General features: G+C 65.4%; 13 protein-coding genes. 5 read left to right on the plus strand and 8 right to left on the minus strand.

The window, feature by feature from the left end; translation table 11 throughout:
- Window positions 1–60: 60 nt before the first annotated feature.
- Window positions 61–870, minus strand: coding sequence for a phosphonate ABC transporter ATP-binding protein (phnC, locus tag JQ591_RS27015; protein ID WP_211399046.1), 810 nt, complete (start codon window positions 868–870; stop codon window positions 61–63).
- A gap of 172 nt (window positions 871–1,042) precedes the next feature.
- Here phnC and JQ591_RS27020 point away from each other — a divergent pair, with 172 nt between their 5' ends.
- From JQ591_RS27020 to JQ591_RS27030, 3 genes are read left to right on the plus strand one after another with little or no spacing between them, the layout of a single operon-like run.
- On the plus strand, window positions 1,043–1,714 hold the full coding sequence (locus JQ591_RS27020; RefSeq protein WP_211399047.1) for a chloramphenicol acetyltransferase: 672 nt from the start codon (window positions 1,043–1,045) through the stop codon (window positions 1,712–1,714).
- Window positions 1,711–2,904, plus strand: a complete 1,194-nt coding sequence (locus tag JQ591_RS27025; protein ID WP_211399048.1) for an alpha-D-ribose 1-methylphosphonate 5-triphosphate diphosphatase — start codon at window positions 1,711–1,713, stop codon at window positions 2,902–2,904. Before JQ591_RS27020 ends, JQ591_RS27025 begins: the two co-directional genes overlap by 4 nt.
- An 18-nt stretch (window positions 2,905–2,922) precedes the next feature.
- Window positions 2,923–3,621, plus strand: a complete 699-nt coding sequence (locus JQ591_RS27030) for a DUF1045 domain-containing protein (protein WP_211399049.1) — start codon at window positions 2,923–2,925, stop codon at window positions 3,619–3,621.
- A 3-nt stretch (window positions 3,622–3,624) separates the two neighbouring features.
- On the opposite strand, the gene JQ591_RS27035 is transcribed toward JQ591_RS27030, so the two are convergent.
- From JQ591_RS27035 to JQ591_RS27065, 7 genes are all read right to left on the minus strand, one after another.
- Window positions 3,625–4,218 carry a hypothetical protein gene (locus JQ591_RS27035; protein WP_249137765.1) on the minus strand — a complete coding sequence of 198 codons (594 nt, stop codon included), beginning with the start codon at window positions 4,216–4,218 and terminating at the stop codon, window positions 3,625–3,627.
- 77 nt (window positions 4,219–4,295) lie between these two features.
- The gene (locus JQ591_RS27040; RefSeq protein ID WP_211399051.1) at window positions 4,296–5,696 is read right to left on the minus strand and encodes a selenium-binding family protein; all 1,401 of its coding nucleotides are present in this window, start codon (window positions 5,694–5,696) and stop codon (window positions 4,296–4,298) included.
- 305 nt (window positions 5,697–6,001) lie between these two features.
- On the minus strand, window positions 6,002–6,943 hold the full coding sequence (locus JQ591_RS27045; protein WP_211399052.1) for a dihydrodipicolinate synthase family protein: 942 nt from the start codon (window positions 6,941–6,943) through the stop codon (window positions 6,002–6,004).
- Window positions 6,944–7,066: 123 nt separating this feature from the next.
- Window positions 7,067–9,148 carry a methyl-accepting chemotaxis protein gene (locus JQ591_RS27050; RefSeq protein ID WP_211399053.1) on the minus strand — a complete coding sequence of 694 codons (2,082 nt, stop codon included), beginning with the start codon at window positions 9,146–9,148 and terminating at the stop codon, window positions 7,067–7,069.
- Window positions 9,149–9,280: 132 nt separating this feature from the next.
- The gene (locus JQ591_RS27055; RefSeq protein WP_211399054.1) at window positions 9,281–10,051 is read right to left on the minus strand and encodes an enoyl-CoA hydratase; all 771 of its coding nucleotides are present in this window, start codon (window positions 10,049–10,051) and stop codon (window positions 9,281–9,283) included.
- Window positions 10,052–10,062: 11 nt separating this feature from the next.
- Window positions 10,063–10,560 (minus strand): MarR family winged helix-turn-helix transcriptional regulator, encoded by a 498-nt coding sequence (locus JQ591_RS27060; RefSeq protein WP_211399055.1) that lies wholly within the window; start codon window positions 10,558–10,560, stop codon window positions 10,063–10,065.
- Between the two features lie 45 nt (window positions 10,561–10,605).
- A complete protein-coding gene (locus tag JQ591_RS27065; RefSeq protein WP_211399056.1) occupies window positions 10,606–11,265 on the minus strand; it encodes a TetR/AcrR family transcriptional regulator in 660 nt (219 codons plus the stop codon).
- A gap of 90 nt (window positions 11,266–11,355) precedes the next feature.
- Here JQ591_RS27065 and JQ591_RS27070 point away from each other — a divergent pair, with 90 nt between their 5' ends.
- Both JQ591_RS27070 and JQ591_RS27075 read left to right on the plus strand, forming a co-directional pair.
- The gene (locus JQ591_RS27070; RefSeq protein WP_211399057.1) at window positions 11,356–12,603 is read left to right on the plus strand and encodes an HlyD family secretion protein; all 1,248 of its coding nucleotides are present in this window, start codon (window positions 11,356–11,358) and stop codon (window positions 12,601–12,603) included.
- Window positions 12,551–14,164 (plus strand): MDR family MFS transporter, encoded by a 1,614-nt coding sequence (locus JQ591_RS27075; protein WP_211399058.1) that lies wholly within the window; start codon window positions 12,551–12,553, stop codon window positions 14,162–14,164. The genes JQ591_RS27070 and JQ591_RS27075 overlap by 53 nt, the downstream gene beginning before the upstream one ends.
- Window positions 14,165–14,181: the final 17 nt, after the last annotated feature.

Consider the following 14,181-nt stretch of genomic DNA (forward strand, 5'->3'; position numbering starts at 1 on the left):
ATACTCTTCATCGTTTGAGGTCGGTTGACGCAAAACTGGTAATGACTGATGCAGCGCGGCTCAGGCGGCGGCCGCCGTTCCAAGCGCCGGAATGCCCTCTCGCACCGGTGCAGGCATTCCGCCCATGATTTCGGCGGCTTCGAGATCGTAGAGCTCGCGCGCCACGTGGTCGGTCAACTCGGCCGGCGCGCCGTCGAACACCACGCGACCCTGCGCCATGCCGATCAGGCGGTCGCAATAGCTGCGCGCCAGGTCGAGCGAATGCAGATTGCAGAGCACGGTGATGCCGAAATGCTTGTTGATGCGCAGCAGCGCGTCCATCACGATCTTGGTGTTGCGCGGGTCGAGCGAGGCGATCGGCTCGTCGGCGAGGATGATGTCGGGCTGCTGCACCAGGGCGCGGGCGATCGCGACGCGTTGCTGCTGGCCGCCGGAGAGCTGATCGGCGCGCTGGGCCGCGAGCGGGGCGATGTCGAACTGTTCGAGCGCGGACATCGCCAGCGCCTTGTCCTGCTCGGGCCAGGTCTGCGACAGCGAGCGCCAGGCCGGCATCGTCGCGAGCCGTCCCATCAGGACATTGGTGAGAACATCGAGCCGGCCGACCAGATTGAATTGCTGGAAGATCATCGCCGAGCGCGCGCGCCACTGCCGCAGTTCCTTGCCGCGCAGCGCGGTGACGTCGAGGCCATCGAACACGATGCGCCCCTGTGAGGGGGTCGCGAGACGGTTGATGGTCCGCAGCAGGGTCGACTTGCCGGCGCCGGACCGTCCGATCACGCCGACGAAGCCGCCGGGAGAAACTTGAAACGAAGCGTCGTCCACCGCGGCTTTCACGCCGAAGCGACACGTCAGACCTTCAACCACCAGCATGCAGGGCTCCAGAGTAGCTGGGACCCACCGCTAACGCCGGCGCTTGACACTTGTGTGACACGGCCGTTGCGGTGCGGCGATCCTACACACCTCATCCCCTGTCATTGCGTCGTCATGACATTGTCATCGAGCCGCTCGAAGAGGAACGCCCGCCCTCTCTCTCGGATGCAACATGGCCGCCAAAGCTCTTTCGGTTCAGCCGACCGTCGATCCCTCGGCCAGGCTGCACGACACCAGGCTTGGCGCCTACACCGAGGTCGGCGCGCGCACGATCCTGCACGAGGTGGCGATGGGCGATTACTCCTATGTCGTGAACGACGCCCAGATCACCTACACCACCATCGGAAAATTCTGCTCGATCGCGGCGATGACGCGGATCAATCCGGGCAACCACCCGATGCACCGCGCCACGCAGGCGCACTTCACCTATCGTTCGAGCGCCTATTTCGAAGGCGAGAGCGACGACACGGAATTCTTCGACTGGCGGCGCCAGCATCACGTCCATATCGGCCATGACGTCTGGATCGGCCATGGCGCGATTGTGCTGCCGGGCCGCAACATCGGCACCGGCGCGGTGATCGCGGCCGGCGCCATCGTCACCAAGGACGTGCCGGCCTACACCATCGTCGCCGGCAATCCGGCGCGCATCGTCCGCCGCCGCTTTTCGGAAGACGTCGCCGGACGGCTCGCCAGCCTCGCCTGGTGGGATTGGGATCACGACAAATTGCGTGCAGCACTGCCGGATTTCCGCAAGCTCGGGATTGAAGATTTCCTCGCGGCATATGAAGCACGGGCAAGCTCTCTCAATAGTTCTCTTGGCAGCAAACGAAGCGCGGTCGCGTGACAGACATTTTCCTTGAGGGCGGCCGGACCCTGATCGGCTCCGAGCTCGTCGAGACTTCGCTTGCCCTGTCCGGACAGGACATCGCCGAGGTCGATGCGTCTCGCGGCCGGGCGCGGCTTGCGATCAACGCGCGCGACCTGCTGGTGCTGCCTGGCATCGTCGATCTGCATGGCGATGCCTTCGAGCGGCAGATGATGCCGCGCGCCGGGGTCGACTTCCCGATCGACGTGGCGCTCGCCGACAGCGACCGCCAGGCGATCAGCAACGGCATCACCACGGTGTTTCACGCCACGACCTGTTCGTGGGAGCCGGGCCTGCGCAGCGCCGACAATGCGCGCGGCCTGATGGAGGCGATCGAACGGCAGCGCCCGCAATTCGCGGCCGACACCCGCTTTCACCTGCGCCACGAGACCTACAATCTCGACGCCGAAACCGAGATCGGCCAGTGGCTCACTGAGGGCCGCGTCGACCTGTTCGCCTTCAACGACCACATGGACGGCACGGTCGGGGACATGGCCAAGCCCCGTAAGCGCAACCGCATGGTCGAGCGCACCGGCCTGTCCAGCGAAGATTTCGACCGGCTGGTCGGACACATCATGTCCCGCGCCGCGGATGTGCCGGCTTCCGTGTCGCGGCTGGCCGCGACGGCCCGCGCCGCCGAGGTGCGGATGCTCTCGCATGATGATGCGACACCGGCGATGCGCCAGGGCTTTCGCGCGATGGGCGTGGCGATCGCGGAGTTTCCGGTCAACGAGGAGACGGCGCGGGAGGCAGCAAGCCACGGTGACGCCATCGTTTACGGCGCGCCGAACGTCGTGCGCGGCGGCAGCCACACCGGCTGGACCAAAGCATCCGACATGATCGCCAAGGGGCTCTGCTCGGTGTTGGCATCGGACTATTACTATCCCGCGCAGCTGCTCGCTGCGTTCCGCCTCGCCGCCGATGGCGTGTTGCCGCTGACCAAGGCCTGGAACCTGGTCTCCGCCGCGCCCGCGCGCGCTACCGGCCTTGCCGACCGCGGCGTGCTCGCGGAAGGACGGCGCGCGGACATTCTGCTGGTCGACGACAGCGTGCCGCTGCGGCCACGGCTGATCGCCGTGATATCAGGCGGCAAGCTCGTGCATCTCGCCGACGCGACACGGTTGCTTGGCATGGCAGCCACCCCGCGCGAAGCTGTCGTCGCGGCATAAACCCGCTATGCTCGGACGATGACCGCCCCCTCCCGCTACGCGATCTATTTTGCCGCAGGCAGCGACAGCGCCCTCTCCCGCTTCGGCGCGGAGTTGCTCGGTTACGATGCCTATACCGGCAACGAGCTGCCCTTTCCCGCCGACGCATCGCATCTCGCGCCGGACTGGCGCGACGTCGCCGCCGATCCCCGCAAATACGGCTTTCACGGCACGCTGAAAGCGCCGATGGCGCTCGCGCCCGGCAAAACCGAAGCGGAGCTTTTGGCGGCCTGCGCGACCTTTGCCGGCAAGCCACGGCCTGTCCCGGTGATCCGCCCGGTCGTCGATGCCATCAGCGGCTTCATCGCCGTCATTCCGGCTGAGCCGGTCGGTACGCTTCAAGAGCTCGCCGCTGATTGCGTCCGCGCGTTCGATGGCTTTCGCACCGCGCTGACGGCGGAAGACCGCGCACGGCGCAAGCCCGAGAAGCTCAGCGAGCGGCAGCGCGATTATCTCGATCGCTGGGGCTACCCTTACGTGATGGAGGAGTTCCGCTTCCACATGACGCTGACGGGGCGGCTGGACGCGGAGCGCCGCGGGCCGATCCTGGAGATGCTGCGCGCGCGGTTTGCGGCGCTCGGGCTTGATACGCTGGCGATCGATCGCATTGCGCTGTTCAAGCAGGATGATGCCAAGGCGCGGTTTCGCATCGTCGGTGAGTGGGCGTTGGCGCGGTAAGCGTCAGTGCCAGTTCGCGAGATTGAAGCCGAGCGCCACAACGCCAACTAGAATGAGGCTGGTCGCCCAGATTACATCCAGATTGAACCAGCTTCGCGAGACGAACCTCAATCCCAGATGGCGGTAGACCAGCCAGGCCAGACATCCGCCGGCGCTGACCATGGCGGCAACGTGCACCAAAGACACCAGCACCGCCATCCCGAGACTCGCCTTCATCAGCGCGCCGGCGGCCTCATGGCCGGCATCGAGTTCGAAGGCCTGGCAGAGCCCGAGATAGATCGGCACGAGCATCAAGGCGGCGCCATGAGCAATGGCGACGGCAAATGACCAGAGCGCCAATTGCGTTGGCGGAATTCGTGCCAGCGCGCGCGGATGGCGCCGCTCGACCAGCCGATAGACGCCGAAGCCGATGACGAGAAGGCTGGTGCCGAGCTGGATCGAACGCTGCCACTCGGCCAGCACGAGCAGGAATGCGAATGGCAGCAGCACGAGAAGTGTTGCCAGGAGATGTCCGGCCGCCAGAGCCCACAACGCACGAAAGAGCGCGCGCGGGCTCTTGTCCATGAGCCCGGCCGAAACGGCGAGCGGCCAGCCCATTCCCGGATTGACCCCGTGATAGAGACCGCTCGCAACAAGAGCGAGCCACAGCCAGCCGAGGCTCGCGTGTGCCCAATCTAGGCCGACGGGTAGCAAAAGGAGTCCGTCGAACAATCGCCGCCCTCCAGCCGGATCTGGTGCGCACGATATCCGTCGGGGAAGCTCACGAAGTAGTTCTTGTCGAGCTCGAGGCCACCATTGCGACCGACATTGGCCATGACTTCCACACCCGGAACGCCATCGGGATAGAACTGGTCATCCCAGGTGGAATAGAGCGAATTGGTCCAGTACACGCGCCTGCCGTCGCGGCTAATCTCGACCATCTGTGGCCCGGCCGCAAATGCCTTGCCGTTCGGATGGGGGGTGCGGCGCGCGATGCCGCCGATATGAACCGAGCCAGCAAGCTTCGGCTTTCGCGGATCACTCACGTCGTACTGGCGCATTTCACCCGTGCCCCAGCACGAGACATAGAGAAAACGATCATCCATCGACAGGTCGATGTCGGTCACCAGCGGCGGCACGGCGCCAAAGCCCTGGAGCAGCGGCGGGAGCTTCTCCTTTGGCGCAGGCTCGGGGGGGATCGTCGCCGTCTTCTCCGCATGGAATTTTCCGCCTTCGCGCCACCAGGTCCAGATCGAGGCTTCGAGATTCGTGGTATCGACCACAACGCCTACGAAGCCGTATTCGCGAACCGGATCGTGCGCCGGCCGTACCTCCAGCGCCATCTGATGATTGGCGCCGAGGTCGATGGTTTGCACGTTGCGACGGGCGCGGAGATCCCAGAAGTGGAGACGATGGCCATATTTGTTCGCCAGCAGATCTTCCGGGACAATCCCGTTCTCGAACTGAGGCGGCAACGCCCATTCACTCGTCACCATGTAGTCGCGCGGCAGGTTCCACCAGAAATCATAGTGCAGCGTCTGCGGACCGCGGTCGATCTCCCACCGTCCAAGGACCTCGAACGTCTCGCAATCCATGATGAAGACGCCTGGAGGCCCGTTGGTGCCGTCCTTGCCGCCGCCGCCGAGCGTGCTCACATAGACGCCGTCCGGCCCGCAATGGATGGTATGCGGCCGCGAGTAGCCGGTCTTCTTGAAGACTTCCTCAGGCTCGATGATCTTGTGGATCTTGGCTTTGGTCGGATCGGGCTTGGTATCGATGATGTAGATTCGCGACGAGCGCAGCCCGGGGATGATGAGATAGCGCCGCTCGATGAAGGCATGCCCAGTGAGCGGCGACAAGGCGGAGGAGCAGGCATTCCAGCCGAAGTGATGAAACTCATCGCCCTTGTTGGGCATCGTCACGGTGTGGACGATCTGGCTGTAGGTCGGCGATCCCGGCTTGACGTCGATGACCGCGAGAGCATCCGGTTTTGAGAAATCCGGACTGAGCAGCAACGTGTAGGCAAAGTTCTCCGCAGGAGCTTCCATCGCAAGCTTGGGCGATGCATGAAAGGTGGGATCCGGCCTCATCGTCATGGCACTGCCTCCCTGTTTCGTCGGTTCGCACCAACCTGGTTCGGAATAGCGGCATAATGAAGAGTTGTTGCGCGATGTCTCGAGTTGCTCCGCGGCCCTGGTTGGCGAGCGTACAATATGTCATCGCCGGGCTGCGGGAAACCGCCCGAACCGCGTTAATTCGACGCCTTCAGCCAGATGGAAGCTGGCGGGATCAGGCCAGGGTGCGGACCTCGCACCGCACCTCACACTCAGTGTCGTCCCGGCCTAGTGCGCAATTGCGCACGGGGAGGTCGGGGCGCGCTTGTCCGGGACGACGGCAGCCCCTACTTCCCCCACCGCAACGCCAGCGCATCGCGTTCCTTCGCCAACTCCAGCAGCCCGGCCCGCGTCGCCGGGTGCAGCGGTTGGAGCGGATGCCGCACCGTGTCCGACTTGATCACGCCCCCGGCCTGCATCATCGCCTTGCAGGCGATCAGGCCACATTGGCGGTTTTCGTAATTGATCAGCGGCAACCAACGTTCGTAGGCGGCTTTCGCTTCCTCGCGCTTGCCGGCGAAATAAGGATCGACGATCTGGCGGATGCCGTCGGGATAGCCGCCGCCGGTCATCGCGCCGGTGGCGCCGGCATCGAGATCGGCGAGCAGCGTGATCGCCTCCTCGCCGTCCCAGGGACCCTCGATATCGCTGCCGCCCATCTCGATCAGGCTGCGCAGCTTTGCAGCCGCACCCGGCACCTCGATCTTGAAATAGCGGATGTTGGAGAAGTCGCGCGCCAGCCGCGCGAGCAGCTCGACCGACAGCGGCGTGCCGGCGACAGGCGCATCCTGGATCATGATCGGAATGTTGATCGCGCCCGACAGCACCTTGAAGAACTCGACGACGCCTTTCTCGGGCACGCGGAAGGTTGCGCCGTGATAGGGCGGCATGACCATCACCATGGCAGCACCGGCCGCCTCGGCCTGCTGGCTGCGCGCGGCACAGACGGCCGAGCTGAAATGCGTGGTGGTGACGATCACGGGAACGCGGCCCGCGACATGCTCCAGCACCGCATGCATCACGGTCTCGCGCTCGGCATCCGTGAGCACGAACTGCTCGGAAAAATTGGCGAGAATGCACAGACCGTTCGAGCCGGCATCGATCATGAAATCGATGCAGCGCCGCTGGCCATCGAGATCGAGCTCGCCGCGCTCGTCGAAGATGGTGGGTGCGACCGGGAACACGCCGCGATAGGGGCGCTGGGCCTTGTGTTGTGGCGTGACCGGCATCGAACTCTCCATCCCTGATATCTCTTACATCTGCCGCGGCCCCGCGCGGCGTCACAGATGTACCCGCCGCGCGCATCCGCGGCAATGCCGATCGCGCGACGTGGAGATGGAAGATTGTCGAAGCTATGCGGTCTTCACCGCGCCCAAAAAGCCCTCGACCGCGACGCGGAGACGATCGGCGTCGGCCGACATTTTCTTGACGGACACCGACAGCACCGAGCCGGCATTGCCCGTCTCCTGGTTGAGCCTGGCGACGCTGCCGATGGTGTCGGTGACCTCGCGGGTTCCCTGCGCGGCCTGCTGGAAGTTGCGGGAGATTTCGGTGGTGGCCGCGCGCTGCTGTTCGACGGCGGCGGCGATCGCCGTCATCTTCTCGTCGATGCCGCTGATCGCGCCGCCGATCGCGCGGATGGCAGTGACCGCCTGGCCCGTCGCACCCTGGATCTCCGCGACCTGGCGGGAGATCTCTTCCGTCGCCGTCGCCGTCTGCGCGGCGAGGCTCTTGACCTCGCCGGCGACCACGGCGAAGCCACGGCCGGCCTCGCCCGCGCGCGCCGCTTCGATGGTGGCGTTCAACGCCAGGAGATTGGTCTGCCCCGCAATGGCGTTGATCATCTTCACGACCTCGCCGATGCGGCTGGCGGTCTGATCGAGGATCTCGACCGTCGCATTGGTCTGCGCTGCCTGCGACACGGCTTCGCGGGCCTCGCGGGCGCTGGCCTGCACCTGCGCGGAGATCTCGCCGACGGACGCGGAGAGTTCCTCGGTCGCGGCCGCGATGGTCTCGAGATTATTGGTGGCCTGCTCCGCGGAGGAGGAGACCGCCGCGGTCTGGCTGCTCGATTCCGAAACCAGCGAGCGCACGTCGGTCGCGGTGGCATCGAGCTCCTTTGTCGACGCCGCAACGCTTTGAATGACGGCTTGCACGGTGTCGTCGAAGCTGCGGCAGGCCGCATCGACGGTGCCGGAGCGGGCGAGCTGGAGCGCCTGCTGCGATTCGCGTTCCTGGCCCAGGCGTTCCGCGGTCGCCGCACTCTCGCGCAGGCTTTCGAGCGCGGCTGCCATGGTGCCGAACTCGTCGGGATGTCTGGATTGCGGAACGGGCGTCGCGTAGTCGCGGGCACTGATCTTGGCGATGGCATCCAGGATGGCGCGCACCGGGCGCATCAGGCGATTGCGCACCACGTATACGCCGGCCAGGGTCACGGCCAGCGCGAGCAGGAACGCGAGCGACTGCACGACGAGATTGGTGAGCGCCTTGGCCTGCACCGTCTCCGCCCGGACGATCGACTGGTCGAGCGCCTGGTTCGCCACCGCGACGATGGACGCGAAGGGTGACTGACACAGCGCATTCCATTCCGAGGCGGGCATCGCCGGCTTGCCGCTGCCGTCGAAGTTCCTGGTGAGCTCGCCGATCTGCTTGAGGACACCGTCGGTCTTGGCCTTCGCGTCCGTCGCTGCCGTAACCAGCCCCGCAGCCACGTCGGGCGCAGCCAGCAACTCGGCCATGCCCGCCCAGCCGGAGGCGATCGTGCCATCCCATTGCGCCACTGACCGCTTCTGAGCGTCGTCGAGCGGCTTGCTGCTGTTGACGTTCGAACGAAGGGACGAACAATGGATTCCATAACGGTCGCGCACCTGCCAGGCGAAGCGCCGGACCTGGATCATGCGGGCGATGAAGGGGTCGTCCATCCAGGCACGGTTCGACACCGCGGTGGAGGCGAGGTTGGCCGTGTCGATCACCTTGGTGACGGCATCATACCAGGAGTTGGTCCGCTCGATCTTGCGTTCGGCGCGCGGGCGCTTGGCTTCGTCGTAGAACAGCTGGAATTGCGGTGCGGCTTCGCCCCAGCGCTGCTTCAGCGCGCTCGCGAGTTCGTCGCGGCGGGCAAAATCGATGGTGGCGAGCGCTGCGCCGATCGCGTCATAGCCTGCTTGCTCGGCCTTTTCCGCGTCGCCGAGTTTGGCGCGCGGATCGTCCTCGCCGAGGATCGCGCTCTGCGCATCGCCGCGATTGTTGCGCAGCGCCAGCACGCCATGGAAGATTGCCTTGTCGGCGGCGGCGAGCCGCGCGGTCTCGAGACTGTCGCTGTAACGGCCGAACGCCCCGACCATCTGGATCGCCGTGCTGGCCAGCGCACCGGCGGCCAGCAGCGCCATCAACGTCAGGAGGAGCGAACTTACCGATTTCTTAAACATTGCCATGGTGCCGGGGGCCTGGGTCGGGGGCCTATTTTTCGAGCGCCAGCTTGCCCCGCGACATGCCAATGTTTCGTTAAGGTTTTAATCGAATTGCCGTGAGCTCCCGGCCCGACGAACCCTCATGCAGCCCGGATATCACGCGACCTTGGTGAAATCCGGCGGGCGGCGCTCGGCGAAAGCGGTGAAGGCCTCGCGCGCCTCGGCGGTGCGCAGGCGCAGTCCGAACTGCTCGCCCTCGGCATTCATCTGCGCGACCAGCGCCTCGCCATTGCGCATCAGCTTCTTGGTGGCGGTGAGCGCGCCGGCCGGCTGACGGGCAAGACGCTGCGCCAGCGCAAGCGCTTCGGCATCGAGCCTGTCGAGCGGCACCACGCGGTTGGCGAGCCCCCATTCCAGCGCGGATCTGGCCGGCACCGTCTCGCCCAGCGCGAACATCTCGTAGGCCCGCGCATAGCCGATGCGCGCCGGCATCAGCAGGCTGGAGGCGGCTTCCGGCACCAGCGCAAGGCTGACGAAGGGCGTCGACAATTGCGCGTTGTCGGCAAGCACGACGAGGTCGCAATGCAGCAGCATCGTGGTGCCGACGCCGACGGCGCGGCCCTGCACCGCGGCAACCAAGGGCCGGGTGCAGCGCGCCAGCGACTGGATGAAGCGCACGACGTTGCGGCTGCCTTCCGACTTGCCGGCTGCGACCGCGGCGAATTCGCCGACGTCATTGCCGGCGGTGAACATGTCGCCTTCGCCGCGGATCAGGATCACGCGAGTGGACGGATCGAACTCGGCGGATTCGATGCTGTCGGCGAGCTTGCCGTACATCGCATCCGTCAGTGCGTTCTTCTTGTCGGGGCGCGCCAGCGTGAGCGTGAGGATTCCGCCGTCGTTCTCGGTCCGGACGTGCTCTGTCATGGGTCTCTCCTCTATTCCTCTAAATCTCTTGAAAGCTCTCTTGAAGGTTCTGTTGAAAGCTCACTCGAAAGTTCTCTTGGAAACTTGTCCTGAATGCTCGTCAGCCAGCGCGCGACGATGTCGATCTCCGCACTGGTGAATCCGTCCGTCAACGCCGCGTTGACCTGTGCCGCGTTGGCCTTCGCCTCTGCGAGCGCTGCGCGGCCCCTCGGCGTCAGCCAGACGCGCCAGGCGCGCCCGTCCTCGCGATCGGCCCGCCGCTCGATCAGTTTTGCAGCTGCCGTGCGGTCGACGAGGCCGGAAATGCCGGCTGGCCCCAGATCGAGCGCCGTGCCCGCCTCACCCATCAGCACGCCGTCCTGCTTGCCGAGGATGAACAGCAGCCCCGCCTGGGCCGGCGTGACCTCGCTCGAAGGCTGCGCCGCCATCCAGCGCTGCAAGCGCCGCTGCGCAACGCTCAACAGGTAGATCAGCCGATGATGCCCCGCGCCGGCCGTTTTATTTCGCATGCGAAATATATAGTCGAAGCTGATCGGGTTGTCAAAGGGCGGCGGCTAGGTCGATGTGCCGCGGCAGCCGTCGAGGAACAGCGCCGCACAGCTTTTTGCGCGGCGTTCAATGTCCTTGCGCGACAGCAACGGGAGGCCGCCATAGATCGCCGCGCGCTGCGGCGCCGACGCGATCATGCCGATCAGCATGCCGGCGGCCTCATCGACATCGTCGAGCGCGATCAGCTTCTTCTTCACCTGAGCGCGCAGCCAGCCGGCAAGCGCTTTGACGGTGCGTGAGATGCCATTCTTGTAGAAGTTGGCGGCGAGCTCCGGGAATGCGGCAGACTCCTGCAGCACCATGCGCTGCAATGCCACGACGTCCGGATCGAGCGCGAGATCGGCGCAGGCGAGCAACGCGGCGCGCAGGCCCGTTTCGATGTCGACCTCGTCGTCCGCCTGCAGGTGGATGTCGGCGAGCAGTCGCTCGAGCCGATCCGCGCACATCGCCTCGAACAGCGCGGCCTTGGCGGGAAACAGGCGATAGAGCGTCTTGGTGGAGATGCCCGCACTGCGCGCCAGCCCTTCGGTGCTGGTCGCGGCGTAGCCGTCGACGGCGAAGGCATGCCGCGCGGCGTCGAAGACGATCTGCTTCGTCTCCTCGTCGCTGCGAATTGGCGGTCGTCCGCGCGGACGGCATTCAGTGGATGGTTTTGCCTGAGCCATGTTATAACATGATGCCTGTCATTCCATTGACAGTCCTAAAGCTAGTCCTATTTTGGAAACCGTCAAGTTTCCTAATTAGGGTAGCCGGCCATGACCGTCCATACCGCCCCACTTGCCAATGCCCAGACCGCCGTTCCCGCCAACGCTCCTGCGGGCGTTCTACCCGCCGCGCCACCCCTGGCGCGCCAGGGAAAGCTGAACCTTCGCAAGCTGTTGCTGGCGGGCGTCGCTGTCGTCGCGCTGGCTGGCGCAGGCTGGTACGGCTACGATTACTGGACCGTTGGGCAGTACCTCGTCTCCACCGATGACGCCTATGTGAAGGCCGACAACACCACCATGGCGCCGAAGGTCAGCGGCTATCTCGATCGGGTCCTGGTCGCCGATAACGAGCATGTGAAGGCCGGCCAGGTGCTGGCGAGGATCGATGACCGCGACTTCCGCGTCGCGCTCGACCAGGCCCGCGCCGATGTCCAGGCCGCGAACGCCACGATTTCCAGCAAGGAAGCGCAGCTCGACGTGCAGCAGGCGGTGATCAAGGCCGCACGCGCCACGCTCGACGTCGACCAGGCCAACCTCACCTTCGCCGCGCAAGACAACAAGCGCTACACCGATCTCGCCGCCACCGGCTCCGGCAGCCTCCAGAACGCGCAGCAGGCTCAATCGCGCATCGCGTCGGCGCAGGCAACGCTCGAGCGCGACAACGCGAACCTCGCTTCGGCCTTCAAGCAGATCGATCTGCTCAAGGCCGAGATCGTGCAAGCCAAGGCGGCAGCCGCCCGCGCGGATGCCGTGCAGCACCAGGCCGAGCTGAACCTCGGCTACACCAATGTGGTCTCACCGATCGACGGGGTGGTCGGCAACCGTTCCTTGCGCATCGGCCAGTTCGTGCAGGCCGGCACGCAGCTGATGGCGATCGTTCCCGCCGAAGGCGCCTATGTCGTCGCCAATTTCAAGGAGACGCAGCTGACGCATGTGCAGGTGGGACAGGCCGTCGATATCGAGGTCGACATGTTCCCGGGCCAAATCGTGCACGGCCATGTCGATTCCATCGCGCCCGCAAGCGGCCAGGAATTCGCGCTGCTGCCGCCCGACAACGCCACCGGCAATTTCACCAAGGTGGTGCAGCGAATCCCCGTCAAGATCGCGCTCGACGCCCGGCACGGGCCTGCAATTGCGCTCCGGCCCGGCATGTCCGTGATCCCGACCATTGCAACACGTTCGACCGCGCGGACCGCGAATACGGCCGTGACGCCCAAAGCGAAGCTCGTCTCCGGAGGGTCGTGCCATGTCAAACAGCCTCTCACTTTCGACGCCCGCAACACCGGCCGCGACGCCTGATCGCGCCGCCAGCGATCCGAACCGGGCGAGCCTCCCAACCTGGATCGCCGTGCTCGCGGCCATGATCGGCTCGTTCATGGCGATCCTGAACATCCAGATCACCAACGCCTCGCTGCTCAACATCGAGGGCGGCATCGGCACCGGCGCCGACAACGGCTCCTGGATCTCGACGTCGTATCTGATCGGCGAGATCATCGTGATCCCGCTGACCGACTATCTGAGCCGCGTGTTCTCGTTCCGCCGCTACATGCTGGCGAGCGCGGTGCTGTTTGCTGCCTTTTCTCTCGCCTGCGCCTTCACCCACGATCTGCCGTCGATGATCGCGATGCGCGGCTTGCAGGGCTTTGCCGGTGGCGTGCTGATCCCGATGGCGTTCACGCTGGTGCTGACCAAACTGCCGAAGCCGCAGCAGCCCGTCGGGCTCGCGATCTTCGCGCTGTCGGTCACCTTTGCGCCGGCGATCGGTCCGACCATCGGCGGCTATTTCACGGAAAACTACGGCTGGCGCACCATCTTCTTCGTCAACGTGATCCCGACCGCTGTCATGGTGACCGCGCTCTATCTGACGCTGGAGCGGCAGAAGATGCAGCTCGGCCTTCTGAAGGAGGGCGACTGGGCCGGCATCGTCACCATGGCGATCGGTCTGTCGGCGCTGCAAGCCGTGCTCGAGGAAGGCAACAAGGACGACTGGTTTTCCTCACCCCTCATCATCAAGCTGGCGGTGATTGCAGCCGTCAGCCTCACGCTGTTCATCACGATCGAGCTCACGATCGAGAAGCCGCTGATCCGGTTGCGCCTGCTGACCCAACGCAATTTCGGCTTCGGTACCATTGCCATGACCATGGTCGGGTTCGCGCTGTTCGGCTCGGTCTACATGCTGCCCGCCTATCTCGGCCAGGCGCAGGGCTACAATGCCGAGCAGATCGGCAACGTGCTGGCATGGACCGGCCTGCCCCAGCTCGTGCTGATCCCGCTGATCCCGAAACTGATGCAGCGCTTCGACACGCGTTATATCGCGATCACCGGGCTTCTGATCTTCGCCTACAGCTGCTTCATGAACACGGCGATGTCGCCGGACTATGCCGGCGACCAGCTCTGGATCCCGAACATCGTGCGCGCCGTGGGACAAGCCATGGTGCTGACGCCGCTGACCTCGGTCTTGACCGGCGGCATCGCGCCACAGGATGCGGCAGCGGCCTCCGGCATCAGCAACATGTTCCGCAACCTGGGCGGCGCGATCGGCACGGCGACGCTCGCCACCATCATCACCAAACGCGAGCAGTTCCACTCCAACATCATCGGCCAGTCGGTCACGCTTGGCCGCGAGGAAGTCCGCACCCGGATCGCGCAGATGACCGACTACTTCATGGCGCACGGCGTGCCCGATCCCAACGCCGCGCGCGAGCAGGCCATCATCGCGCTCGGCAAGACCGTGAAGCGCCAGGCGCTGGTGATGGGCTACTCCGATACGTTTGCCGTGATCGGCGTGGTGCTGGTGCTCGCCGCGATCGCAGTGCTGCTGACGCGCCGCGTGAAGGCGGCCGGCGGGCCGGCGCATTAAGGTCGTCGCCTCCCCCG

It is taken from the genome of Bradyrhizobium canariense, assembly GCF_018130465.1.
Taxonomy (GTDB): Bacteria; Pseudomonadota; Alphaproteobacteria; order Rhizobiales; family Xanthobacteraceae; genus Bradyrhizobium; species Bradyrhizobium canariense_C.

What these genes read in the sequence shown, in the direction of transcription:
- phnC (WP_211399046.1), bottom strand. Translation starts at nt 870, where the DNA reads ATGCTGGTGGTTGAAGGTCTGACGTGTCGCTTCGGCGTGAAAGCCGCG.
- JQ591_RS27020 (WP_211399047.1), top strand. Translation starts at nt 1,043, where the DNA reads ATGGCCGCCAAAGCTCTTTCGGTTCAGCCGACCGTCGATCCCTCGGCC.
- JQ591_RS27030 (WP_211399049.1), top strand. Translation starts at nt 2,923, where the DNA reads ATGACCGCCCCCTCCCGCTACGCGATCTATTTTGCCGCAGGCAGCGAC.
- JQ591_RS27035 (WP_249137765.1), bottom strand. Translation starts at nt 4,218, where the DNA reads ATGGGCTGGCCGCTCGCCGTTTCGGCCGGGCTCATGGACAAGAGCCCG.
- JQ591_RS27040 (WP_211399051.1), bottom strand. Translation starts at nt 5,696, where the DNA reads ATGACGATGAGGCCGGATCCCACCTTTCATGCATCGCCCAAGCTTGCG.
- JQ591_RS27045 (WP_211399052.1), bottom strand. Translation starts at nt 6,943, where the DNA reads ATGCCGGTCACGCCACAACACAAGGCCCAGCGCCCCTATCGCGGCGTG.
- JQ591_RS27050 (WP_211399053.1), bottom strand. Translation starts at nt 9,148, where the DNA reads ATGGCAATGTTTAAGAAATCGGTAAGTTCGCTCCTCCTGACGTTGATG.
- JQ591_RS27055 (WP_211399054.1), bottom strand. Translation starts at nt 10,051, where the DNA reads ATGACAGAGCACGTCCGGACCGAGAACGACGGCGGAATCCTCACGCTC.
- JQ591_RS27060 (WP_211399055.1), bottom strand. Translation starts at nt 10,560, where the DNA reads ATGCGAAATAAAACGGCCGGCGCGGGGCATCATCGGCTGATCTACCTG.
- JQ591_RS27065 (WP_211399056.1), bottom strand. Translation starts at nt 11,265, where the DNA reads ATGGCTCAGGCAAAACCATCCACTGAATGCCGTCCGCGCGGACGACCG.
- JQ591_RS27070 (WP_211399057.1), top strand. Translation starts at nt 11,356, where the DNA reads ATGACCGTCCATACCGCCCCACTTGCCAATGCCCAGACCGCCGTTCCC.
- JQ591_RS27075 (WP_211399058.1), top strand. Translation starts at nt 12,551, where the DNA reads ATGTCAAACAGCCTCTCACTTTCGACGCCCGCAACACCGGCCGCGACG.